Origin of the sequence: Flavobacterium sp. DSP2-3-1 (assembly GCF_049896865.1) — a bacterium.
Taxonomy (GTDB): Bacteria; Bacteroidota; Bacteroidia; order Flavobacteriales; family Flavobacteriaceae; genus Flavobacterium.
Map to the genome: position 1 here is coordinate 24528 of NZ_JAFCVD010000014.1, position 25531 is coordinate 50058.

The window sequence follows — 25531 nt, forward strand, 5'->3', positions numbered from 1 at the left end:
TGCCATAAAAAAACCCAACAAAAGTAGTATAGTTGTTAGGTTTTTAGATTCTATGTTTATTCCTTTTATTTTCTAACGAAAGGTGGCAATAGCTTACTGGAAACTTCACCGAAACCAATGCGAACATGTCCGTTCTGGCAGTGTCCTTTCATGATTACAGTGTCATTATCATTGATAAATTTACGTTCAGTTCCATCTTTCAATTGTATTGGGTTTTTTCCGCCCCAAGTTAGTTCTAACATCGAACCAAAACTGTCAGGAGTAGGCCCGGAAATAGTACCAGATCCCATCATATCGCCTGAATTTACACGACAACCATTAGAAGTATGGTGTGTTAATTGCTGGCTCATTGTCCAGTACATGTATTTGAAATTAGAATGAGAAATAACTGTTGCTTCCGCATTTTCAGGCTGAATGGCCACTTCTAAATTAATGTCAAAAGAATGTTTTCCTTTTTGTTGTAAATAGGGAAGAGGCGTTGGTTCTTGTTTTGGACCTTTGGTTCTAAAAGGTTCTAAAGCATCCATAGTCACGATCCAAGGCGAAATTGAAGAGGCGAAATTCTTTGCCAAGAACGGTCCCAGCGGAACATATTCCCATTTTTGAATATCTCGGGCACTCCAGTCATTCAATAAAACCATTCCGAAAATATATTCTTCAGCTTCAGTAACCGAGATATTTTCGCCCATTATATTTACATCTGTAGTAATAAAAGCTGTTTCAAGTTCAAAATCGACAGAACGTGAAGGGCCAAAAACTGGTGTGGTTTCTCCGTTTGGCAACGTTTGTCCCATAGGTCTGTGAACTGGAATTCCAGAAGGAACAATCGTGGAACTTCTTCCGTGATAGCCCACAGGAATGTGTAGCCAGTTAGGTAACAATGCATTTTCAGGGTCACGGAACATCTTTCCTACATTAGTTGCGTGCTCTTTGCTGGAATAGAAGTCTGTGTAATCCCCAATTAGCACCGGTAATTGCATTTCTACATCTTCCATCCTGAAAATTATGATGTCTCTATCTTTGGCATTATCCTGTAATTTTGAATTTGTCACATCAAAAAGTTCTGCAATTCGGTTTCGAACCAAACGCCATGTTTTTTGACCATCGGAAATAAAATCATTCAAAGTGTCCTGCATGAACATATCATCCGTCAGCTCAATGCCTTCAAAATAATTTAATTGTTGTAAAGCTCCCAAATCAATGGCAAAATCCCCGATTCTGGTTCCTACGGTTACTATATTTTCTTTGGTAAGAAAAACTCCAAAAGGAATATTTTGAATAGGAAAATCACTATTGACAAGTACTTCTAGCCATGATTTTCTGTTGGTATCGTTAGCTGTTATTGGCATATTTTGTTAATTATTTTGTTAAAAAATTACTCATCAAATATATTATAATCTAACTATTAACCAAACGTTTTTTTGTATTTTTGCATCAAATTAACGAAAATCAAAAAAATGCAACGCGACGAACAAATTTTTGACCTTATTCTAGAAGAACAAGAAAGACAAATTCACGGATTAGAACTTATTGCATCGGAAAACTTCGTAAGTGACGAAGTAATGGAAGCAGCTGGTTCTGTTTTAACTAACAAATATGCTGAAGGATATCCTGGCAAAAGATACTACGGCGGTTGCGAAGTAGTTGATGTTGTGGAGCAAATTGCTATTGACAGAGCCAAAGAATTATTTGGTGCGGCTTATGCAAATGTGCAGCCACACTCCGGTTCACAAGCAAATACAGCGGTTTACCACGCTTGTATTAAGCCTGGAGATAAAATTTTAGGTTTTGATTTATCTCATGGCGGTCACCTAACGCATGGTTCGCCAGTTAATTTTTCAGGACGTTTGTATACTCCTTCTTTTTATGGTGTAGACAAAGAAACAGGACGATTGAACTATGATAAAATTCAAGAAATAGCGACGAGAGAACAACCAAAATTAATTATTGCAGGAGCTTCGGCGTATTCCCGTGATATGGATTTTGAACGTTTCAGAGTAATTGCTGACAGTGTTGGCGCTATTTTATTAGCTGATATTTCTCATCCTGCAGGTCTTATTGCAAAAGGATTAATGAATGATCCATTACCTCATTGCCATATTGTAACAACTACAACTCACAAAACATTACGTGGTCCTCGTGGAGGTTTAATCTTGATGGGTAAAGATTTCGAAAATCCATTTGGTTTAACCACGCCAAAAGGAGAAATCAGAATGATGTCATCTCTATTGGATTTAGCTGTTTTCCCAGGAAATCAAGGTGGTCCCTTAATGCACATTATAGCTGCAAAAGCAGTTGCTTTTGGTGAAGCGTTGAAAGATGAATTTTTTACGTATGCTTTGCAATTACAAAAAAATGCGAATGCTATGGCGGATGCTTTTGTAAAAAGAGGCTATGAAATCATCTCTGGCGGAACGGACAATCACATGATGTTGATTGATTTAAGAAACAAAAACATTTCTGGGAAAGATGCTGAAAACGCATTAGTAAAAGCAGAAATTACAGTAAATAAAAACATGGTTCCATTTGATGACAAATCACCATTTGTAACTTCAGGAATTCGTGTAGGAACTCCTGCAATTACCACTCGTGGTCTTGTGGAGGAAGATATGGAAACCATAGTTGCTTTAATAGACAGAGTTTTGATGGATCATACCAACGAAGATGTAATCGAGGCTGTAGCAAATGAAGTAAACGAAATGATGAGCGAAAGAGCTATTTTCGTATACTAATAAATCGTTGTAAAATTTTTAAAGTCGAAAGTCGAAAGTCTTTGAATAGAATTTAATATTCTATCTTAGTTTTGGCTTTCGACTTTCGACTTTATGACTTTCTAACTTTAAGATTTAAATTATGTCTGTATTAAGATTAAAATTACCAACCGATCCAAGATGGGTCAATATTGTAGAAAAGAATATTGAGGAAATCTTGACGGATCATGCTTGGTGCGAACAAAAAGCAGCTACAAACGCAATTACGATTATCACTAATAACTCAGAACATCAGGATTTAGTGAAGGATTTATTGGCTTTGGCCAAGGAAGAAATCGATCATTTTGAGCAAGTTCACAATATTATTATCAAACGTGGACTCAAATTGGGTCGCGAGCGCAAAGACGATTATGTAAATGAATTGTATTCGTACATGAAAAAAAGCATCGACGGAAGCAGGGTTTCCAGCTTAGTGGAACGGTTATTGTTTTCGGCAATGATAGAAGCCAGAAGTTGTGAACGTTTCAAAGTACTTTCAGAAAATATCAACGATGAAGAACTGTCCGTGTTCTATAGAGATTTGATGGAAAGCGAAGCAGGACATTATACCACTTTCATTACATACGCTAGAAAATATGGTGTGGGAATTGATGTAGAAAAACGTTGGCGAGAGTGGCTGGAATTTGAAGAGTGCATTATTGCTAATTATGGTAAAAACGAAACGATTCACGGGTAGGTATTTTGATATTTTTAAATTTTAATTGCGTTAGGTAATTGTTTTTGAGGCAGTTGATTGTATTTTTATTCCTTACGATTTTGCCATTTGGGACAAAAATTAAGTAGTAATAATCGATTCGCAATATTTAATATCTTTTTTAGAAATAAATCAATTATTAACAATACATTCACAGGATGAAGCTTAATTACAATTACGATGGAAATATTGCTTGTCGCAGAATACTAGAAGACCATTTAGATAAATTAAATATTGAATATCAGGTTTTAAGTTTAGGTCAAATTGAAATTAATGATGATGTTTCAATTGAGATTTTTGAACAGCTTCAAACGGCATTAGATTGCTATTCAATCCACATTATAAATAATCCCAAAGGGCAACTGATTCAGCAGATAAAGGATGCCATTGTTGAAATTATTTATGAAAAAGATAAATTTCCAAGTACAACAATTTCGCAATATTTATCTGAAAAGCTGAATTCTAGATATGGTTATATTACCAATATTTTTTCGGAGTACACACATACTTCAATAGAGAATTTTATTATTATTCAAAAAATTGAAAGAGCCAAAAAATTAATATTAGATGGAGAATTTAGTTTAACGGAGATCTCTTATGAATTAAATTACAGTAGTGTTGCATATTTATCGACACAATTCAAAAAAGTTACCGGATTGACGCCATCCATGTTTAAAAGAATAGTTGAAAAAAGAAGAAAATTATCAAACGATATTAAATAAAACTACCTACACCTGAATATTTCATGATTAATAATATAAATAGAATACATATTTTGATTGCTGACGATGATGACGATGATATTCAACTTTTTAATGAAGCGTTGGCTGAGCTAAAAATGGATAATAAGCTGACTTCCTGTAAAGATGGAAAAGATTTGATGGACTATCTTCACAATCCTGAAAATAAGCTGCCACATGTTTTATTTCTAGATTTAAATATGCCTTGCAAAACGGGTAATGAATGTCTCCGCGAAATAAGAGCAAATGCTCGTTTCAATGATGTTTCTATAGCAATATATTCTACATCTTCGTCAGAAAAAGATATCGAAGATACTTTAGTGGAAGGGGCCAATATTTATATAAAAAAGCCAAACGATTTTTCGAAATTAAAAAAGGTAATTAAAGATGTGGTAAATATGAACTGGCAATACCAATCTTTAGGCTTAAATAAGGAAACCTTTTTCCATAGTTTATAAATCTTAAGAAATGAAAATTTTAAGATTACTGAAAAATGCTCAAGTATTCAAAATCGCTTTGGCTATAGCCATTGTAGTCGTGATGTACATTGCTTCTCAATTTTACTATCAAATGCAAAAGCTCAACGCAACCGTTGAACTGATTGCAAATTCCAATGAATCCCAAGATGAATTAGAAAACCTGTTATCCGTAATCAGTAATTACGAAACAAGTTTACGCAGTTTCATCATTACAAAAGACGAAAGTTATATTGAAAATCGATTTTTAAGTCGTGGTAAAATTGAACGAAGTATTGAAAAATTAAAAGAGTTATCGGTCAATGATTCATCCAGAAATCAAGATATTGATAGCCTCAAAAAAATTATAGACCAAAGATTTAAGCTATTTCGCGAGACATTGATTGTTGCAAAAAGTAAAAATGACAATCGATTGGCATTGAATGCAAAAATGGTTGAAAGCAGCGAAGTTACTGAAAAGATGAGAAGCTTTGTTAGCAAAATAGTATTTTCGGAAAATATAAAAACAAAGCTGCAAAACGACAGTCATCAGTTTGAATTGAATGACTTGATTATCACTGCTTTTTTATTGGTGATCGTAACGCTTTTGGTCTTATTTCTGTCTTTTAATAAAATGAATGTGGATATTGCGGAACTGCAGAAAGCAAATGATAAATTAAAATTGCTTAATAAGTCCTATAACACTGCAGAAATGACAGCAGGATTTGGACATTGGATGTTAAACATAGAAGCGAACACCTACACTTTTTCAGATAATTTATACCGTTTAATGGGAGTTGAACCTAATGCTTTCGAACCTAATATTGAAAATACAAAAGCCTTTATTTATCCTGAGGATTTAGAATATGTAACTAAAATACACGACGATTCTTTGATAAATAATGAATCTACTGCAATGAATTTTCGATTTTTAACTGCTGACGGTGAAGTAAAACATATTAGGGCTGTTGGAAGTTTTACTACAGATGGAAATGGAGATTCATTCAAAATAGGCGTTATTTATGACATTACAAGTCAACACCACAAGACGCTTGAATTAGAAAATAATAACAAAGAACTGGAATATATAAATGCAGAACTGGAATCATTTAATAATATTGTGAGCCACGATTTACAAGAACCATTGCGTAAAATTCAAATATTTATTTCCAGATTAGAAGAAAAAGAATTGCATTTGCTGACACAACAAGGAAAAGATTATTTTTCTAAAATACGAACTGCGGCAAATAGAATGCAGACATTGTTAATTGATTTGGTAAATTATTCCCGAACAATAAAAGGTGACAAGGTTTTTGCAGCAACGGATTTAAATTTAGTTTTAGACGAAGTTCTCCTTGATTTATCGTGCAGTATTGAAGAGAAAAATGCAAAAATTTTAATTGGTAAGTTACCAACACTTATCGCCATACCTTTCCAGATTAAACAACTTTTTATTAATTTAATTTCCAATGCGCTTAATTACAGCAGGGAGGAAGTAAGTCCTCAAATCTGCGTAGTTTCTAAAAAGGTTACAAAAAGAGACTTGCGAAATTATAATATAGATAGCAAGAAGGAGTATTATAAGATTGTAATTTCGGATAATGGAATTGGTTTTAAACAGGAATATGCCGAGAAAATATTTCTTTTGTTCAAACGATTGGAAACCGATGCTAAATACGCAGGAACTGGGCTTGGACTGGCTATTTGCAGCAGAATTGTGGAAAATCATCAAGGCTTTATCAAAGTGAAAAGCACGCCTAATCTCGGATCTAAATTCTACATATTTTTTCCAAGAAGAGATTCGCTTTAATAGAGGTTTTTAAAATTATTCAGAAATAGCATAATGCTCTCATGCGGAAAAAAGCTTCATTTTACCTCATAATTTAGCGTATTAAATTTTTTCTCACTTCTAATTTGAACTAATGAATGTAGCTTCAAAATGGATATTGTTGTACATTTATAGAAAGAATTCACAACAATTCAAAAAATTAAATAAGAAGCGAAATGAGTTTACAATTACGATTATTATTTTATTTGCTACTCCTCAGTTTGCTTTCTTGTTCCAAAAATAAAGCAGAAGAAATTAAACCAACAATAGGTGAAGTTACGGAAAGTGTTTATGCCTCTGGAGTTATCAAAGCAGAAGGACAATATACGGTCTACGCTACTGTAAACGGCACGTTACAAAAAGTAAATGTTACCGCTGGTCAATCCATTACTAATGGACAGTCTTTATTTGAATTGGAAAGTGATAAAGCGGAATTGAATACGGAAAACGCTCTTTTAGCGTATCAATTAAGTCTGGAAAGCAGTCGGTATATCCAAGATAAAATTGCCGAAATGCAAATGAAAGTCCAATCAAGCAGAGATAAATTAACGTTGGACGAATCCATTTACAACCGAAATAAAAACATCAAAAATCAGGGAGGCATTTCGGAAGTTGATTTTGAAAGAGTAGAATTAGCATTCAAAAGTTCCAAAATTAATCATGAATCGGCTAGAAAACAATTGGCACAACTCAAAGCCCAATTGGAGAATGATCAAAGCAGAAATGCTGTCAATCTACGAATAAACCAGAAATCCCAAAGTGATTTTATCGTCAAAAGTGCCTTTTCCGGACAATTGTTTGATGTATTGGTGAAAGAAGGAACATTAGTTACGCCGCAAACTCCTTTGGCGATAATTGGTCAATCCGATTCCTTTTTATTGGAATTAGAAGTGGACGAAAATGATATGGTTCGCGTGAGCACGGGACAAAAAGTATTGGTGACAATGGATAGTTATAGAGGACAGGTTTTTGAGGCCGTTATTGATAAAATTTACCCGATAATGAACGAGCGATCCCGTACTTTTAAAATCGAAGCATCTTTTATGAAACCACCTTTAAAACTGTATCCAAATCTTACTGCTGAAGCCAATATTATCATTCAGATAAAGCAGAATACCATCACGATTCCAAAATCATTTTTGATAGAAGGCAAATATGTTTTAGTAAACAAAGAAGAAAAAAGGGCAGTGAAAACCGGTTTGAGTGATTATCAAAAAGTGGAAATAATATCAGGATTAACCGCTGAAGAAACGATCTATAAACCCAAATAATGAACTTTAAACTGATTTTAAATATTGCTATGCATTTGCTTCGTGCAAGATTGAAGCAAACGATTGTTGCTGCTATTGGCGTAACGTTCAGTATTGCTATGTTTATTGCTTTGGTTAGTTTTATGAATGGTTTAAATGATTTATTAGATGGCTTAATGCTCAATAGAACGCCCCATATACTGCTATATAATGAAATAAAGCCTTCGGAAAATCAACCCATACTTTCATCCGAAGCGTTCAAGAAAAAAACCAATTTTGTTCGTTCGATTAAGCCGAAAGACCGTGGAAAATCCATTTATAACAGCAAAACAATTCTGGCTGTTTTAAAACAAGATTCTCGCGTGATTGATGTTGCTCCAAAGGTGACTTCGCCCGTTTTTTTTAATTCGGGGACGATCGAAATTTCAGGGATAATAAATGGAATTGATGTTTTATCTGAAGATAAATTATTTAAAATCAGTGATTACATCATAGAGGGAAAAGTAGCTGATTTGCTTCAAAATAATAGCATTATTATTGGAAAAGGTTTATCGGATAAAATGCTTCTTACCAAAGGTGACATTATCAAGATTACCACTTCTAAAGGAAATTTAGCTTCGCTTAAAATTGTGGGTATTTCTGAATTTGGGATTGCTGAAATCGACAATGTGACGAGTTTTACCTCTTTGGCGACAGCCCAAAAAATATTGGGAGAACCTACAAACTACATCACCGATATTCAGCTAAATTTATATAATATGGCTACTGCACCTGCTGTTGCGAAAGAGTTTCGGGATAACTTTAATCTGGATGCGATTGATTATCAAACTGCAAATTCTCAGTTTGAAACCGGGAGTACGGTGCGAAGTATCATTTCCTATTCCGTTGGCGTGGTGTTGCTGATTGTTGCCGGTTTTGGAATTTATAATATTCTGAATATGATGATTTATGAAAAAATGGACAGTATTGCGATTTTGAAAGCCACAGGATTTTCCGGTAATGATGTGAAATGGATTTTTGTTTTACTTTCTATCATTATTGGACTTGCTGGAGGTTTGTTTGGTTTGCTGTTTGGCTATATTTTCTCTTCAATTATTGATGTTATTCCGTTTGAAACGGCTTCATTACCCACGGTAAAAACTTATCCTGTTAATTACAATCCGTTATTTTATGCTATCGGGATTACTTTTGCATTATTTACAACAACCATTGCCGGACTTTTTCCTGCGTTAAAAGCTAGTAAAGTAGATCCAGTAGAAATTATCAGAGGGAAATAAAGATGGAAAATAATACTGTTTTAGAGACAAAAGGTCTTAATAAATATTTTTACAACCCTGTAAAATTTCAAGTGTTGAAAGAAATAAGTATGCGAGTAAATCATGGCGAATTTGTTTCCATTGTAGGAAAATCTGGCTGTGGTAAATCGACTTTGTTGTATTTACTTTCTACAATGGATACAGAATATGAAGGTCAGATATTGATTCACAATGAACTTGTTAGCGGAAAAACCGACAGAGAATTAGCATTAATCAGAAATGAAAAAATAGGCTTTGTATTTCAGTTTCATTACTTACTGGCAGAATATAATGTGTTGGAAAATGTAATGCTTCCGGGGATGAAATTAGCTAAATATTCAGATAAAGAATTAGAGCATCGCGCTATGGAACATTTAAAAACACTCGACATGGAAGATCAGGCGCTGAAAATGCCAAATCAATTGAGCGGCGGACAAAAACAGCGGGTAGCTATTGCACGTGCTTTAATAAACGATCCGTGGATTATAATGGGCGATGAACCGACAGGGAATTTAGACAAGAAAAATAGTGACTTGGTTTTTGATATTTTTAATAAATTAACTCAAGAGAAAAATCAGACTTTACTAGTGGTTACTCACGATACTGATTTTGCCGAAAAAACCAACAGAATTATTGTTATGGAAGACGGAAAAATAATTTCTTAAAGAACTATTGAACTATAATTTCATGTTTATAAAGTAATCCTTTTATTCCTTCTAAAGCAAAAATGGCTTTCTTTAATTTTGTTGTTTTGGGATCAATCGTATAATTATAACTGGTTTTAAAATTAGCTTTGTTGGCAATTGCTTTTGCAAATTCAGAACGGTATAAATCGCAGTTGTCAAAAACGACTTCAGTCAAATCAGTACTCATGAAATCGACTGCAATAATACTGCAATTGGTGAATGATGTTCCTTTGATTTTTAAGGTATAAAATTTGGAGAAATCCAAAATACAATCAGTAAAAGCAATTTCGAAAATCAATTTATCGCACATGGCAAAATTGACGTCTTTAATATCACACCGATTGAAGGTCACGGTTCTAAAAGCGACATAATTAATTTTGGCATTGCTAAAAGTGCAATCATTAAAAGTACAGTCTATGAAAGTAACCGCCACAAAAGCACATTGGGAGAAATTACAGTTGGTAAAAGTACAGCATTCAAATTCCTTAAAATTGACTTCTTCCTCGCTATAAATGATATTATTATATTCAATATCTAGAAAATATTCTGGCATTTATAGGTTTTAAATTCAAGTTTTAAGTACTTATTTTGCGCAACAAAGAAACAAAATTACAGAGCTATAAAAATCAAAATTTTAAATAATTATTTTAAAATTTTAAACTCGATCGTAATCTCCTTTCCAATTCACAATGGCTTTTTTAATGGCTTTTCCCGAAAGATTTTCCTTTAGCGCTCTTTGCGTAAGTTCAGGAAGTTCATTGTCTGGGGCAAAACGCAACGCAAATAACTGGTCGTCATTTAATTGGTGTTCAAAATCTTCTAATCTTTTTCCGGTAATAAAAAAATAGCGATAGCGCAGTTCTAAACGTACAATGCGATTTTGTAAAGTCAACGCATAATGCTGACGCAACATAAAGGCAAGGCACAAAAGCACCACAAAAACAACACTGATAAATCCCCAAATCAATGAATCTTCATTAGTGAAACCGAAATAAATGCTGAAAGCTAAAAACGCCATTATGACGGGATAATATACAAAATGATGAGGCGGATAATACCGAATGTGATTTTTATAAGATTGTGTTCCCATGATTTTTTTTAATTTTTTTTAAAGATAGTTAAAACAGTTTATTTTAAAGTCAGTATGATTTTTTAATTATCAGAAAGTCAAAACAATATAATTTTGTGCGCTGATTTTAAAAATTTTAATGGCTATTTTTTATTTGTAGTATTAAACCAAAAGTCAAATTTTGGGAAAACCTTCGGAATTCTTATGACTTCCGACTGGAATTAATTCCATAATTTTATAAAAAATTAAAAATATGATACCTACAAAAGGATACGCAGTACAGGATTCAAAAACAGATTTAGCCCCATGGAATTTTGATAGACGAGAAGTTGGGCCACATGACGTACAATTCGACATTCAATTCTGTGGCGTTTGTCATAGTGATCTTCACCAAATAAAAGATGATTGGGGTGGAGCAATATTTCCAATGGTTCCGGGACATGAAATTGTAGGGAAAGTGATAAAAATAGGAAGTCATGTCAAAAAGTTTAAGGTAGGAGATTTAGCAGGGACAGGATGTTTGGTAGATTCTTGTAGAACCTGTGAGAACTGTAAGGAAGGTTTAGAGCAATTTTGCCTAAACGGAAGTACTGAAACATATAATGCTTTAGGACAGGATGGAAAAACGCCTACTTATGGTGGATATTCCAATACTATAGTCGTTCATGAAGATTTTGTTTTGCATGTTTCAGATAAATTAAATTTAGCTGCGGTTGCTCCATTGCTTTGTGCTGGAATTACTACTTATTCTCCATTAAAGCATTGGAAAGTAGGGAAAGGACACAAGTTAGCTGTTTTAGGTTTAGGAGGTTTGGGTCATATGGCTGTTAAATTTGGTGTTGCTTTTGGTGCAGAGGTTACTGTATTAAGTACATCCCCAGGGAAGGAAGCCGATGCTAAAAAATTAGGTGCTCACAAATTTATTGTTACTAAAGATGCAGACCAACTAAAAAGTGTAACTGGGTATTTCGATTTTATTCTTGATACTGTTTCTGCTCCACATGATTTGAATCTGTATATGTCGCTGTTAAGAGTAAACGGAGTGCATATTTGTGTGGGAGTACCACCAACACCATATGAAGTTCGTGCGTTTAGCTTAATAGGTGGAAGAAAAAGCTTAGCGGGTTCTTTGATAGGTGGATTGCCAGAAACTCAGGAAATGCTTGATTACTGTGCGGAACACGGTATTGTTTCTGAAATCGAAATGATTGATATCAAAAACATAAATGATGCTTACGATCGAATGACAAAAGGCGATGTACGTTACCGTTTTGTAATTGATATGGCAACATTGTAGCCAACAGTTTAAAAAAAAAAGCCCTGTACGTTTTATTATGTACAGGGCTTTTATGTTTTTCTAGAATTTGAATTCCAATTTATTAGTGTATAAATTTTAGTTCATTTTACTTTTTTTCAATGGATCTTTCAAAAAATTCATAAGTTCGTAGCATTTGATCCATTCGTTGGCGATTGTCACCATTTCGAGTTATTTCATGAGTTGCTCCCGGGTGTACGACAAACTCGACTGGTCGATTTAATACTTTTAAACTACGAAACATCATTTCTGCCTGAATAAAACCGGTACGACGATCGTTGCCACCATGAAAAATAATGAAAGGTGTTGTAATATTTTGGACATAGCTTATTGGTGATTCACGAGTTAGAATTTCCTTTATCTTTGTTTCCCACGGATACCCTCCAAAATAATTTGGAACTAATCTCCATGCGTTTCCTTCTCCAAAAAATGTATTAAGATCATATACACCACGTTGCGCACAAGCCGCTTTGAAACGATTATCATGACTTATGATCCAAGCTGTTAGGTAACCTGCATAAGAACCTCCGGTAATAAGCAACTTGGAGTTGTCAGCCCAACCTTCTTCAATAGTTTTGTCTAATGCTGTTAACACATCACTTGCGGGACCTTTGCCCCAGTCATTAATATTACCTCTTAAAAAATCCAAACCATATCCACCGGAACCTCTTGGATTACTATAAACGATGCCATATCCTTTACTACAAAAATATTGGTATTCATGCCACATACTTTCTTCACCTGGACCCCACATTGCTGATGGGCCACCATGAATTTCTAACAATAACGGATATTTTTCTCCTTGTTTGTAGTTGGATGGTTTCATAATCCAATATTCTACAGTCATCCCTAAATCGTTAATAAATGTTTTCTTTTCAGGAAAAGATAATTTTTTATTTGTAACCCAATCATTAAAATCACTTACTTTTTTTTCATTTTTAAAATTGGCATCAGCAAAATATAATTCAGAAGGATTTGATACCTGAGTTTTAGAAAATACAATCGTATTATTTGCAATGTCAAAACTTGAAATACCAGCATCAACATTGGATAAAACATCTATTTTTTTTGTTAATCGGTTAATTCTGTGCAATACATTACCACCGTTCATTTGAGCGGTAAAGTACAGATATTTGTCATCTTTACTCCAGGTAAGATTCGATTTATTTCGATCAAAAGGGATTGTTACAATATCTTTTTCGGTGCCATTAATAGGCATTATCGATAATGAAGGAACGGTTATAAAAGAAGTATTACTGGACAAGAACGCTAACCATTTTCCTGATGGAGATAAAGTGGCACTATTGTATCTTTTCCCGCTTTCGCCAAGTATCATTTTAAAATTCTCGCCATTTGTGTCAACTGTGAAAACCTCACTTTCTAATGAACGATCTGCATTTTCTATTGTGTCAACATCTCCTGATAACATTATTTGTTTCCCGTTTGGGGTGTAGTCAGCAGTACTAAAACTATAAAATCCTTTTGTAAGTAAACGAGGTTCAGCATCTTTGGAGACATTTATTTCAAAGAAGTGATTGAAATTCATTTCTGAAGAAACATTTGACTCACTTTGAAAGTTCAATTTATTCAATACAATTGCTTTTTTATCTATTGCATTCTTATCTAAATAGGCTCTTATTTCTGATAAATTTCCGTTTGGATTTGCTTTATCACTATTAGTCAACAAATGTTCATTTTTGTCAAAACCGGGTTTCTCCATTTTCCAAGTAGGAATTGTTTTTGATTTGTTTAAAATAGAGTCTTGAAGTAAATCTCTTAACGGGATGCTTGCAGAAAAAAGTATTTTTTTGCCATCTGGCGACCACTTCGGATTGCTTGCACCGTATTTATGTTTTGTCAATTGAATAGGTTCTCCACCTTCCATTAATAATATAAAAATTTGCATTTTGTCCTCTACTGAACGGACAAAAGCAATTTTTTTGCCGTCCGGACTCCATGCCGGTCGTGTTGCTCCATCTTTATTTGTAGTAAGTTGTGTGGGTACGGAATTTTTTAAAGTAGCGGTAGTAAAAATCTGTGTGAGATATTTGTAGTCTAATTTATTATTTTCATCGGCTTCAATAGAAGTCACAGTAAAAGCAGCTCGTTTGCCATCTTGAGTCAGCGTTACATTACTAACAGTTTTAATTTTTAACATATCTGTAATATTAACAGCTTCATTTCCATTTTGAGCGATTGCGGAATGTAATTGTATTAAAAACAATAGTAGGATCGAAAATTTTCTTATCATGTTGATTTTGTTAGGGGTGGTTGTTTGTTTTTAAGTTAGTCTTTTTACAACTGATATAAACCTAATTTATTTGCTTAGGGCTATGCTTTTATTTAGTAAATATATAAAATAAAAGCCTGTTGTAAGTAATTTGATAATTTGTCACGCAACAGTACAAATTAGGATTGATACATCAAAAATCTATTTTTTTTAATTTACCAATTTTATAAAAATATTGATATAAAAAAACTCCTCAATTGCTTGAAGAGTTTTAGTGGGGAGAGCAGGATTCGAACCTGCGAAGTTTGCACAGCAGATTTACAGTCTGCCCTCGTTGGCCGCTTGAGTATCTCCCCAAGACTCAACAAGCATTGCTTGTTGTGCTAACTGGGTGCAAATATAAAAACTGTTTCGATGTTTCCAAACTAAATTTGCACTTAATTTCAGTATTATTTTTAATACATTGGTATTGAATAAAATAAAAAAATCTCCACTGGGGAGATTTTTTTATTTTGTATCAATGAAGCTGTTTATTTAGCTAAAAGTTCTAAAATTTTAGCTCTAAGTGCATCTCCTCGTAAATCTTTTGCGACTATATTTCCAGATGCATCAAGAATAAAAGTTGCTGGAATAGACTCCACTTTATATTGCGCTGCGATAGGCTCATCCCAAAATTTTAAATTGGAAACCTGATTCCAAGTTAATTTATCTTTTGCTATAGCGTCTTTCCAAGCTTTGGCATCTTTATCTAACGATACACCAATAATGTTAAGACCTTTACTGTGTAATTCTTTGTAAAGAGCAACAACATTTGGATTTTCTTGACGACATGGTCCACACCAAGATGCCCAAAAATCTACTATCGTTACTTTTCCTAAACTTTCTTTTAGAGAAATAATTTTTCCCTGAGGATTAGGACCAGAAAAATCTGCTCTTCATTTAGCTTCTCCAGCAGGAGCAGCAGGAGCAGCTCCTACAGCAGCTGGCGCTTTCATTTCAGCTAATTTAGTTTTGATGGCAATACCTGGTTTTGTTTTTTTCAATGATTCTTCTAAATTATTATATAACTTTTCAGATTTTGCTACATCAGCTGTTGGATCGTTCAACATACCTTGGATAATCAAAGCAGTAATAAATGATTTAGGATGTGTTTCAGCATAAGCAACATATTTTGCTTTCGAAGCTACACCAACTTCTTCTTGAATTTTAGAAAATTCTTTCATCAATCCATTGATTACAACAGTATCTTTGGCTTGTTGTGCGGCATTCATAGCCTGCATGTTTTTACTTTGGAAATCCATAAGTTTCTTTTGAACTTGAGTGATTTCTTTATTGAAAGTTACATACTCGTCATTATTATAAGTACCTGAAACTTTCGATTTTTGAATGCTGTCTTTATCAATGGCAATAGTTACTTCTCCATTTTCTAATATTAAAGGTATTTTAGCTTGTGCTCCTTCTAATTGAATGGTGTAAAAAGCAGGCTCTGTAATAGATCCTTTCATTTCAAATTTACCGTTTTGAACTTTTACAGTGTCTTTTGGTAACATCATTCCGGTTGCATCTTGTGTTTCCAAGATAATAGTTTTACCATTATCAATTCCTGTTGCAGTTCCTGTAATGAGGTATTCGTCTTTGCCAACTTTGCTACAGGAAATTAAAACTACAGCCGCTGAAAGTAATAAAATTATTTTTTTCATTATTAATTAGTTAATTGAGTTAAGTCTGCAAAAGTATTTAAAAAATATAAAATACAAATAATTTTTGAACCTAAATTTTTGTTATAATTTGGTATTTATTTTGTATTATTTTAATAATGGAGTGATGCTAATTCCGTTCATAATTTATGGCTACAGTTTGCATTATTAATTCATTCATTTTAAAGGAGTTAAGATACTTTTTCTTAGGACAAAGAAAAAAACTTTAAAAACAGACTTTGAATTAATTAGGATAAAATGCATTTAAAATTTTGAGCAATATTAAATCAGAATATCATTATTGCGCTTCAGCCGAGTAGTGTAGATAATAAATTAGTGTAGTTGCCGATGTTTAAATTGAAAATTAACTAACGTATTACAACGTTAGTTCTGTTTCATCAACATTTTCTGAGACGTATTTAATAATGGCGGATTCAGCGTGTTCCATTTCATTTTCTGTAATCTTAAATATTCAACTTTACAATTCTCAATTCTTTATGAAGAATAAAACAAGGTGAATTTGAATGCAAATTAAGATCAATTTGGTCTCTTTGTTTTTCAAGAATATAAAGTGTTTCTTTCGCTTTTTTATATTGTGATTGGTAAAGCTTGCAAAAATCTTTCATGGTAAATAAAGTAATTTGGTATAATTTGATTTACTAAATTGCTAAAAACAAGTGTATTGCACAACATGGTTTGTCAAATTAACTGATTCAATCTATTTTAAAAATAGATTGGCATACCCACTTAAACAAAAAAAGCATCCTTTAGTAGGATGCTTGTATCTTTTTTTTTACTTGAAAATATTTAATCTTGATTGATTGTTTTTCTCCAAGTAAATGAATTCAAAATGTGTCTTTTTGCAAATCTTCCAGGAGAATCTGCGTTTACCATTTTGACGTAAGTTGCTTTAGGAACACTGATGTATTCATAAACACTACCATTTGAAAAATTGATAATTAATCTTCCTTCAACAAATTTATAATCTGTGATTGTTGATGTAGAAATGGTTTCAGTATATTCTGGCAAGTTTGCTTTTGTAGTCTCAGGATTGATACTAACCAAAAAGTGGTATGCTTCAATAATTTTTTTACTATTTTCTTCTGCAGCTTTCAATCCAGCTTCGTCACCTGAAAATTTATCAGGATGTGATTCTTTCATCGCATTACGATAAATCGTTTTCAAATCTTTCAGCTCTGCAGTTTTATCTACATTTAGCAGTTTGCGGTATTCAACTATTTTTTTCATAAATAAGGTAACTACTTGTCTTTTATTATAAAATCAATATAATTTGATTTCAAAATCGACAAATTTTTTGCAAAGGTACACTTTTTTTTATTTTTTTGGATTCACACCAGTAAATTTTCAAAAAAAGTACTTTTTAATACTCCTATCTAAAGAATTTTAGAGCTGAAAATTAATTATTGTTGCGGCTTATTATTTGCTTTATCAAAATTTTTCGATTTTTTTTGATATTTGTTGTAACTAATATCACTGGGATTTTCAATAATTGATTTTATAGTAATGTAATCTCCAACGGCATGTTTTTGTGCCATTTTATAATCTAAAAGATATTCTCCACAAAAAAAGTTGTTATTTTCATCTTTTTCCATAATTCCTGTGTAAACACCTTTTTGTAACATTCTTTCTTCAGAAGCTTTTGTCATAATCCGTTTATTTTAATAAAACTAGTGGGCAAAGTTAATCAAATATAGTTTGTCTTGCTACGATTTGGGCTTTCTGATTATCTTTGCCTCATGGAAAAAATTTTTCGGCCAAACCTTAATTCCTTTAAAAATACTTTCTGTGCATTTGATGAAGTATCCATGGATGCTGTGAATGGATTAAAAATTCAGTACGCCAGCAAATCAGGGAGCAAGTATTATTACACTAAAACAGGAATGTATCGATTGTCAAATCATTGGGGTCGATTGGCTAATAGCAAATGGCGTCTTAAGCCTTTAGAACCTGAAACCATTTCCAAAATTAAATTGGGTTATGCGTCGTGGGAAAATTTTTATCCGGATAATACTGTTGAAGAGCTCTATTATTTAGAAGCAAATTACCAAGAGAAAAAGGCCAATTATCAACATAAGAATAATCCAACCTACGATAAAAAAGCAGTATTACGAACCAGCTTTGAAACGACTAAACGCATCAAGCAGATTCGGAATTTGTTTAATCTTACTTCCTGGGCCAAGTATTTTGAGTATGATGATATTAATCTTTTGAGAAAAAAAATTATCGATGAACTAATCTTTACCAATAGAGGTCTGGAAGAAATAAAAAAAGAATTCATGTAAAACCATTTTGAGAATGATTTTTTTTTACCTTAAAATTTCCTTTATGGGTCGATTTTTCAGCATTTCATCGTTCGATGCAATTAATACCAAATCATTTACTGTAATCGGTTTAGATAAATAACCTAAAATGTTTTCATAAGACTTTGATTTGGTTTTGTCTTCAAAAGCAATAGATGAGCTTACGATGTAAACAACAATTTCTTTAGGAAATTTAGGTTTTATTATTCCCATTTCGTCCATGAATTCCCAGCCATCCATTATTGGCATATTGATATCCAGTAAAATTATATCCGGAAGATTGGCATTAATTTCTAAAGCATTATACAAATCATCAATAGCTTCTTTTCCATTTTTGAAAGAGAAAATCGCAGAAAACATTTCAGATCGTTGAATTATTTTATTTACGATTATTTGGTAAATTGCATCATCGTCCACGATCCAGATTGCTTTTTTTATCATTGAATGTAGATTTTAAATGTAGTTCCAACATTAGGTTCACTTTCTACAGTAATTGTTCCTCCCATAGCATCAACTTGATTTTTTGTAATGAACAATCCTATTCCTTTTGAATCAGAATTGTTAGAGAAAGTTTTATACATGCCGAAAATTTTGTTGGCATTTCTGACGAGATCAATTCCTATTCCATTATCTGAAATTTGAAGGACATTTACGTCATTTTCTTTTACAAAATTAATTTTTATGATTGGTTTTCTACTGTTATGTCGATAACGTATAGAATTTGAAATAATATTATAAAGGATGCTTTCTAGATAGGCCGGATTATAATTTATCATTGTGTCCGTTGGAATATCTGTTAAAATAGTGACATCATTTGACGAAATTTGTTTTGAAAGTACATTTTTTACTGTGTTAATATATTGTTCTAAATATAAAGGTTCCGATACTAAACTAATATTTGTTCTAATGTTAATTACTTCGTTCAGGTGAAGCATAGTTTCGTTAAGCGAATTAGATACTGTTTTTAAAAGTTCCATCATTTGTTCCCTTTCTTCTTCAGATTCTGAGGTTTCAATTAAATCAACTATTGAAGCAATATTGCTCGTATGCGATCTTAAGTTGTGAGAAACGATATAAGAAAAATTCAACAATCTTTTATTTTGTTCTGTAACAAGATTAAAGGATGTATTTAAATCTTTTTCAGCTTCTTTTGTTTTAGTAATATCAATCATAATGCCACGTAATCTCTCTGCTTTACCATTTTTAATGACAACATTTACGATGTCACGCAGCCAAACTAAATCTCCATTTTTGGCTACCATTCTATACTCAAAATCATGGTCGGCATTGTCATTTGTTTGTTTCATACAATAATTCTGAACCCATTCACTATCTTCTGCATAGATATGGTCGCGCCAAAAAGTAGGACTTTTAAGCCATTCCTCAGGGGTATAACCTAGTATGTTTTCAACTTTCTGACTAATAAAATTAAAAGAAAAATCAGTAGCATCGCACTCCCAAACAATTCCGTCAATGGTATTGATCAGCGATTTAATTCTTTGTTGGGAATCTAGAATTATTTTTTCAGAGTATTTACGATCAGTAATGTCTTCTGTGGAAACAATGATTCGTTCTAATGTCTTTTCGTAACCACGAATTACATTCCACCTTAAGTTAATGTCTCGTAATTTGCCCTCAGCATCTTTTATTACGGTGTCAATAATAAATTGTTTTTTATCTTGAGTAATTGAGATCAAATTTTTTATGAAATCTTCTTTGGACTTCACATTAAACAATTCTTTTTTGATACTAATTAATTCCTTTAATGTGGAAACTTTATAAAGCGACAAGTTAGCTCTGTTAGCACTGATAATTTTAATTAAGGAATGACATTTATCGACAACTGCCGGATTACTGTTGAAATATTCTGTTACTTTTTCTTTGGTTTTCCCCATCAAATTTAATTCCTCCAGATATCTTTTAACATCTAAAAAATCCTCTTCTCTGAGAGGCAATGGCGAGTCTTCGAATAAACTTTTGAATCGAATTTCACTTTTTTTGATCAATTCTTCAGCTTCCTTTTTTAAGGTAATATCTTCAATAATTGAAATTGCGCTTATTTGCTTTTTGTTTTTATCTATTATTGGCTTAACATTTAAATTTACCCAAATAATTTTTCCTTGGTTTGTATTATATCTTTTTTCCATGGAATATTCATTGATTATTCCTTTTTCCAGATTATATACATTTGTTAAATCTTTTTTAAGATCATCAGGATGCGTTAAAGATTGAAAATTCTTTTGTTTCATTTCATTCTGAGTGTAGCCTAAAAGTTCACAAAATTTATTGTTTACTTCCAAAAAATTCCCTGTTGCAATGTTGATATTAGCAATACCAACCGCTGCTTGATCAAAAATAATTTTAAATTTTATTTCAGAATTTAATAATTTGGTGGCTTGTGTAGTTACTAAAGATTGTAATTCCTCTGGAATTTTTAAAAGTGTATAAATTAAAACACCAAAAAGTGCCGCAAGAATAATTCCAATAATTCCCGGAATTAAAATCTGTGAATACAGATAATTTTTGTTTTTTGATATTAAATATAATTTCCAGTCACCATCCGGTATGTCTGTACATATATTATAATTTTCTGAGAAATCAGTTTTGTTGGGCAAATAGAAAATCTCCTTTTGTTTCTCCGCATTGTATTTTGAAAACTGAAAAAAATATTTTGAATCATCCACGTTTTTAATTCCAGAAGCTTTTAAAAAAGTTTCTAATTTAATTACAACTGCGGAGAATCCCCAAAACTTATTATTTTGAAAAACGGGAAACCGCCCTACAATTCCCACTCCGCCTTGTTTCAATACAAAAGGACCGGCAAAATACATCTTTTTTTTAATGATTGATTTTAAGGCTTCTTTTTTAAGACTTGGGTTAGTTAAAATATTTAAATTCAAAGCCGCTTCATTTCCTTTTTGCGGATAAATATATTTTATTATTCCATCAGGGACTAATTGAACAGCATTAATATTGGCATTTGATTCCATTAATTTTTCACTCACGTAATCAAAATTTTCAGGAATGCCTTTATCGTTAATGGTTAGTGCCAACGTTAAAGTAGTCGTGTAGCAGTTTTTAAGGGCTTGTTCGATATTTTGATGAACAACAAGCAATATGTTATTCATCTCGCGCTCCTGATCTTCTTTTATCAGCTTATATTGTTGTGAGACGATAAATGCCGCTACATAACTTAAGAATAAAAATGTTATGAAGCCTGTTGTTTTTGGTCTTTTTAAGAACCATCTGATGAATTTTGGGTATTTTTTTTCAGACTTCATGTATTGTATTGGTAGGTTTTAGGTACAATTTAGTTTAAAAATAAAGATATGAAAAAAAATGTACGAGCACACTAATTTATTAATTATCGTCATATTCTTCGGTATTTGTTTCCAAAATGCTTTTTTGTAAATCAGTAAACAGGATGAATAATTGTAAACCAAACAATTTTAATAGTAGCGTTTTGAGTATAAATAAATTTTATTTTCAATAATAAAACCGAACTTTGCAATAGTTTTTGAGTCAAATACTTGATTTAATTATTAAAAAGTATAGATATGAGCAGAAATAACGAAAGAAATATTAAAAAACATAACGATAAATTGCATAAAGCGCAAGATAAAGCAAAACAAACCGTATTGTTGCGCAAGGAAAAATTAAAACAAATTACAAAAAAGTTCAATGAAGATAAGGCTTCAGAAGAATAAAGTAAAACTCGTATGATGGAAAAAAATAAATTTGATCAAGTGAAAAATGGAGTTCAGCAAATAATTGATTTTGTTGCCGAAAAAAACGCCAAAGAAGCCAACAATAAATTAGTGGAAGTTAGCGAGGAATTAGATGAACTTTTAGATTTTGCTGACGAAGATGAAGATTTAATCGAAATAAGCCGCTTTCAGGTATTGTTAAATCAGTTGCATCAAAAAATAGTTGGGCTCAATGGACAGGCAACGGGCTCAATTTAAAATTTTTAATATTTAACATGATTGAAAACAAATGTCATTGCGGTTCCGATAAAGATTTCGAGAATTGTTGTGAAGTAGTAATAAAAGGCATTCAAAAAGCGCCTACAGCTGAATCTTTGATGCGTTCAAGATATTCCGCTTATGTGACGCATCAAGCCGATTATTTGTTGGCAACAACCCATATTTTGGAAAGAAGTCAGTATTCGAAATCTGAAATTTTACATTGGGCAACTAGCAACAAATGGCTTCAATTGGCGATTATAAAGTCCACTGAAAATAACGTGGAATTCAAAGCCTATTTCTTGGACAGCAAACTTCAAAAACAGATTCATCACGAACTTTCTACTTTCAAATTCGAAAATGGAAGTTGGTTTTATGTGGATGGTCAATTTTTTAATTAGCTTATCTTCCCAATAAAATCCAACTTCATGGTGTCTGAATGTTTTTAACTAAAAATTAATAAACGTTTGTATTCAGTATATTTTTATTGATGTAATTTTATTGTCTATGAAAAATGAATATAAAAAAGGATTTTATTTCAAGCAATACGAAGCACCTTTTCAATCTCCGTTTGATAAACTCTTTGGTATTTTCAAAGAATTAATTACACATACCTCGGGAGATTTTGATGAAGCAATCGACTGGTTGCGGGAATTAGACAAAGAATATAAACTCACAGATGAACATTACACCATCGATGATTTTATTGAAGATTTAAAGAAAAAAGGGTATATCCGTGATGAACTAAAAGAAGATGGAACTTCGGGAATCGGTATTACCGCAAAAACGGAACGCGCCATCCGGCAGCAAGCTTTAGACAACATTTTTGGTAATTTAAAACGCTCCGGAAGCGGGAATCATAAAACGAAACATTCCGGAAACGGGGATGAACACACTGGAGAATTTCGGGAGTTTCATTTTGGTGACGGACTCGAACGAATCTCTTTAACTGAAAGCTTGCGTAACGCTCAAATCAATAATGGAGTAGCTGATTTTATGTTAACCGAAAATGATTTGGTTGTCGAAGAAACGCAATATAAATCGCAGATGAGTACCGTTTTGATGATTGACATTAGCCACAGTATGATATTGTATGGAGAAGACCGAATTACTCCAGCCAAGAAAGTGGCGATGGCTCTTGCTGAATTGATTACGACACGATATCCAAAAGATACTTTAGATATTTTAGTTTTTGGGAACGATGCCTGGACAATTGCAATTCGGGATCTACCGTATTTAAAGGTGGGACCTTATCACACGAATACAGTCGCCGGTTTACAACTAGCCATGGATATTTTGCGTAGAAAACGTAACACCAACAAGCAAATTTTCATGATTACCGATGGAAAACCTAGTTGTGTCCGCGAAAAAGACGGTTCCTATTATATGAACAGTAACGGGCTCGACGAATACATTGTGGATAAATGCTACAATCAGGCGCAGCAAGCCCGAAAATTACACATTCCAATCACCACCTTTATGATTGCCAATGATCCATATTTGCAAAAATTTGTAAATAAATTTACAGAATCAAATCAAGGAAAAGCCTTTTACACCGGATTGCAAGGTTTGGGGGAAATGATTTTTGAAGATTATGAAACAAATCGAAAGAAGAGAATAAAATAGTAGTCGGTTTAGATTTCCATAAGTCAGTTCGAACGCAGTCGAGAACAACAGCAATAGCAATTTCAATAACAATTAAGGTCAACTGCAATATCAATATCAATAAAAAATAATAAATGAATACTATAAAAACACTCGGAGAATTAAAAAAATCAGGTTACGAAAGTAAAAGCATTAAAGATGAATTGCGATCCAACTTAAGAGAAAAAATAAAATCTGGAAAACCAACATTTGAAGGCGTTCACGGTTTTGAAAATACCGTAATTCCAGAACTAGAACGCGCTATTTTATCGCGTCATAACATCAATTTATTAGGTCTTCGTGGTCAAGCCAAAACCAGATTAGCACGTAAAATGATAGAGTTGTTGGATGAATACATTCCGTTTGTATCGGGTTCCGAAATTAACGATGATCCTTTACAACCAATTTCGCGTTTTGCCAAAGACATCATTGAACTCAAAGGCGATGAAACTCCAATTTCTTGGCTGCATAGAAGTGACCGTTTTTTCGAAAAATTAGCAACACCTGATGTGACAGTTGCAGATTTGATTGGAGATGTCGATCCAATAAAAGCGGCAAATTTAAAATTGTCCTATGCGGATGATCGTGTGATACATTTTGGGATGATTCCAAGAGCAAATCGTTGTATCTTTGTTATCAACGAATTACCTGATTTACAGGCGAGAATCCAAGTAGCGCTATTTAATATTTTACAGGAAGGAGATATTCAAATTCGTGGTTTCAAGTTGCGAATGCCACTCGATATGCAATTTGTGTTTACGGCAAATCCGGAAGATTACACGAATCGTGGAAGTATTGTAACACCATTAAAAGATAGAATTGGTTCCCAAATATTGACGCATTATCCGGAAACTATTAAAATTGCCAGAACCATTACAGAGCAGGAAGCGAAACTTGATGTAACGCAAAATGATATGGTTTACGTGCCTTCATTGGCAAGGGATTTATTGGAACAAATCAGTTTTGAAGCAAGAGAAAGCGAATATATTGATAACAAAAGTGGCGTGAGTGCCAGATTAAGTATTACTGCTTTCGAAAACTTACTAAGTACAGCAGAAAGAAGAGCACTGAAATCCGGTACTGATAAAACAACGTTGCGTTTATCTGACTTTATGGGAATTATTCCTGCCATTACTGGAAAAGTGGAATTGGTTTACGAAGGAGAGCAGGAGGGAGCTGCCGCTGTAGCGCAACATTTATTGGGCGATGCGATTCATACTTTTTTCCCTGCATATTTCCCAAAAATTGAAAAACTAGAGAAAGAAGGCGTCAAAAATGCCTACACGGATATTATTGAATGGTTTTTTGCCGAAAGCGGTTTTGAATTATTAGACGATGCTTCCGATGAAGAATACGAAAGGATTTTGGGAAGTATTGTCCCGCTTGAAATTTTAATTAAGAAATATCAACCGCAACTAGAAAAAGAAGATAAATTTTTTATGAAGGAATTTATCCTTTGGGGATTGGTAGAATACAAGAAACTTAGTAAAGACCGCTTCTCCGAAGGCTATCAGTTCAAGGATATTTACGGTAGTTTTATCAGTAAATTATAAAGAACGTACTTTTTTTTC

24 protein-coding genes, 1 tRNA gene and 1 pseudogene are annotated in these 25531 nt (G+C 32.9%); 15 read left to right on the forward strand and 11 right to left on the reverse strand.

Features of this window, described 5'->3' with window-relative positions; translation table 11 throughout:
• Positions 1-65: 65 nt before the first annotated feature.
• Positions 66-1349, reverse strand: a complete 1284-nt coding sequence (fahA, locus tag ACP7AT_RS14665; RefSeq protein WP_426065153.1) for a fumarylacetoacetase — start codon at positions 1347-1349, stop codon at positions 66-68.
• Positions 1350-1457: 108 nt separating this feature from the next.
• Here fahA and glyA point away from each other — a divergent pair, with 108 nt between their 5' ends.
• The 8 genes from glyA (at position 1458) to ACP7AT_RS14705 (ending at position 9698) form a co-directional block, all read left to right on the forward strand.
• The gene (glyA, locus tag ACP7AT_RS14670) at positions 1458-2732 is read left to right on the forward strand and encodes a serine hydroxymethyltransferase (RefSeq protein ID WP_426065154.1); all 1275 of its coding nucleotides are present in this window, start codon (positions 1458-1460) and stop codon (positions 2730-2732) included.
• A 121-nt stretch (positions 2733-2853) separates the two neighbouring features.
• A complete protein-coding gene (locus ACP7AT_RS14675) occupies positions 2854-3447 on the forward strand; it encodes a tRNA-(ms[2]io[6]A)-hydroxylase (RefSeq protein ID WP_426065155.1) in 594 nt (197 codons plus the stop codon).
• 176 nt (positions 3448-3623) lie between these two features.
• Entirely contained in the window at positions 3624-4187 is a 564-nt protein-coding gene (locus ACP7AT_RS14680) for a helix-turn-helix domain-containing protein (RefSeq protein WP_426065156.1), read from the forward strand.
• A gap of 23 nt (positions 4188-4210) precedes the next feature.
• The gene (locus tag ACP7AT_RS14685; RefSeq protein ID WP_426065157.1) at positions 4211-4663 is read left to right on the forward strand and encodes a response regulator; all 453 of its coding nucleotides are present in this window, start codon (positions 4211-4213) and stop codon (positions 4661-4663) included.
• 10 nt (positions 4664-4673) lie between these two features.
• Positions 4674-6470, forward strand: coding sequence for an ATP-binding protein (locus ACP7AT_RS14690; protein WP_426065158.1), 1797 nt, complete (start codon positions 4674-4676; stop codon positions 6468-6470).
• Between the two features lie 194 nt (positions 6471-6664).
• Positions 6665-7759, forward strand: coding sequence for an efflux RND transporter periplasmic adaptor subunit (locus ACP7AT_RS14695; RefSeq protein ID WP_426065159.1), 1095 nt, complete (start codon positions 6665-6667; stop codon positions 7757-7759).
• Positions 7759-9015, forward strand: a complete 1257-nt coding sequence (locus tag ACP7AT_RS14700; protein WP_426065160.1) for an ABC transporter permease — start codon at positions 7759-7761, stop codon at positions 9013-9015. The genes ACP7AT_RS14695 and ACP7AT_RS14700 overlap by 1 nt, the downstream gene beginning before the upstream one ends.
• A gap of 2 nt (positions 9016-9017) precedes the next feature.
• Positions 9018-9698 carry an ABC transporter ATP-binding protein gene (locus ACP7AT_RS14705; protein WP_426065161.1) on the forward strand — a complete coding sequence of 227 codons (681 nt, stop codon included), beginning with the start codon at positions 9018-9020 and terminating at the stop codon, positions 9696-9698.
• A 4-nt stretch (positions 9699-9702) separates the two neighbouring features.
• Here ACP7AT_RS14705 and ACP7AT_RS14710 read toward each other — a convergent pair whose 3' ends face one another.
• Both ACP7AT_RS14710 and ACP7AT_RS14715 read right to left on the reverse strand, forming a co-directional pair.
• Positions 9703-10272: a pentapeptide repeat-containing protein gene (locus ACP7AT_RS14710; protein ID WP_426065162.1), complete on the reverse strand. Its 570-nt coding sequence runs from the start codon at positions 10270-10272 to the stop codon at positions 9703-9705.
• A gap of 102 nt (positions 10273-10374) precedes the next feature.
• Entirely contained in the window at positions 10375-10809 is a 435-nt protein-coding gene (locus ACP7AT_RS14715) for a DUF6526 family protein (RefSeq protein ID WP_426065163.1), read from the reverse strand.
• A gap of 232 nt (positions 10810-11041) precedes the next feature.
• On the opposite strand from ACP7AT_RS14715, the gene ACP7AT_RS14720 reads away from it, so the two are divergent.
• The gene (locus ACP7AT_RS14720) at positions 11042-12085 is read left to right on the forward strand and encodes an NAD(P)-dependent alcohol dehydrogenase (protein WP_426065165.1); all 1044 of its coding nucleotides are present in this window, start codon (positions 11042-11044) and stop codon (positions 12083-12085) included.
• 106 nt (positions 12086-12191) lie between these two features.
• Here ACP7AT_RS14720 and ACP7AT_RS14725 read toward each other — a convergent pair whose 3' ends face one another.
• The 6 genes and pseudogenes from ACP7AT_RS14725 to ACP7AT_RS14750 all read right to left on the reverse strand — a co-directional run bounded on the left by ACP7AT_RS14725 (position 12192) and on the right by ACP7AT_RS14750 (position 17697).
• The gene (locus ACP7AT_RS14725) at positions 12192-14354 is read right to left on the reverse strand and encodes a S9 family peptidase (RefSeq protein ID WP_426065166.1); all 2163 of its coding nucleotides are present in this window, start codon (positions 14352-14354) and stop codon (positions 12192-12194) included.
• Positions 14355-14608: 254 nt separating this feature from the next.
• Positions 14609-14689 (reverse strand) — tRNA-Tyr (locus ACP7AT_RS14730).
• A gap of 174 nt (positions 14690-14863) precedes the next feature.
• Positions 14864-15250: pseudogene (locus ACP7AT_RS14735) on the reverse strand (TlpA family protein disulfide reductase); the annotation flags it as partial.
• Between the two features lie 18 nt (positions 15251-15268).
• Positions 15269-16033, reverse strand: coding sequence for a DUF4369 domain-containing protein (locus ACP7AT_RS14740; protein ID WP_426065167.1), 765 nt, complete (start codon positions 16031-16033; stop codon positions 15269-15271).
• Positions 16034-16837: 804 nt separating this feature from the next.
• Positions 16838-17278, reverse strand: coding sequence for a KTSC domain-containing protein (locus tag ACP7AT_RS14745; protein WP_091204674.1), 441 nt, complete (start codon positions 17276-17278; stop codon positions 16838-16840).
• A gap of 173 nt (positions 17279-17451) precedes the next feature.
• The gene (locus ACP7AT_RS14750) at positions 17452-17697 is read right to left on the reverse strand and encodes a hypothetical protein (RefSeq protein WP_091204675.1); all 246 of its coding nucleotides are present in this window, start codon (positions 17695-17697) and stop codon (positions 17452-17454) included.
• A gap of 90 nt (positions 17698-17787) precedes the next feature.
• Between ACP7AT_RS14750 and ACP7AT_RS14755 the strand changes: the two genes are divergently transcribed.
• Positions 17788-18333 (forward strand): hypothetical protein, encoded by a 546-nt coding sequence (locus tag ACP7AT_RS14755; RefSeq protein WP_426065168.1) that lies wholly within the window; start codon positions 17788-17790, stop codon positions 18331-18333.
• A gap of 24 nt (positions 18334-18357) precedes the next feature.
• Here the strand turns inward: ACP7AT_RS14755 and ACP7AT_RS14760 are convergent, their stop codons facing one another.
• Both ACP7AT_RS14760 and ACP7AT_RS14765 read right to left on the reverse strand, forming a co-directional pair.
• Positions 18358-18792: a response regulator gene (locus ACP7AT_RS14760; RefSeq protein ID WP_426065169.1), complete on the reverse strand. Its 435-nt coding sequence runs from the start codon at positions 18790-18792 to the stop codon at positions 18358-18360.
• Positions 18789-21632: a PAS domain S-box protein gene (locus ACP7AT_RS14765; protein WP_426065171.1), complete on the reverse strand. Its 2844-nt coding sequence runs from the start codon at positions 21630-21632 to the stop codon at positions 18789-18791. Before ACP7AT_RS14765 ends, ACP7AT_RS14760 begins: the two co-directional genes overlap by 4 nt.
• Before the next feature lie 276 nt (positions 21633-21908).
• Here ACP7AT_RS14765 and ACP7AT_RS14770 point away from each other — a divergent pair, with 276 nt between their 5' ends.
• The 5 genes from ACP7AT_RS14770 to ACP7AT_RS14790 all read left to right on the forward strand — a co-directional run bounded on the left by ACP7AT_RS14770 (position 21909) and on the right by ACP7AT_RS14790 (position 25513).
• Positions 21909-22058, forward strand: coding sequence for a hypothetical protein (locus ACP7AT_RS14770; protein ID WP_426065173.1), 150 nt, complete (start codon positions 21909-21911; stop codon positions 22056-22058).
• Positions 22059-22073: 15 nt separating this feature from the next.
• A complete protein-coding gene (locus tag ACP7AT_RS14775) occupies positions 22074-22316 on the forward strand; it encodes a hypothetical protein (protein WP_426065175.1) in 243 nt (80 codons plus the stop codon).
• A gap of 17 nt (positions 22317-22333) precedes the next feature.
• On the forward strand, positions 22334-22717 hold the full coding sequence (locus ACP7AT_RS14780; RefSeq protein WP_426065177.1) for a YchJ family protein: 384 nt from the start codon (positions 22334-22336) through the stop codon (positions 22715-22717).
• A 106-nt stretch (positions 22718-22823) separates the two neighbouring features.
• Positions 22824-23942: a vWA domain-containing protein gene (locus tag ACP7AT_RS14785; RefSeq protein ID WP_426065178.1), complete on the forward strand. Its 1119-nt coding sequence runs from the start codon at positions 22824-22826 to the stop codon at positions 23940-23942.
• Positions 23943-24055: 113 nt separating this feature from the next.
• Positions 24056-25513, forward strand: a complete 1458-nt coding sequence (locus ACP7AT_RS14790) for an AAA family ATPase (RefSeq protein ID WP_426065179.1) — start codon at positions 24056-24058, stop codon at positions 25511-25513.
• Positions 25514-25531 lie beyond the last annotated feature (18 nt).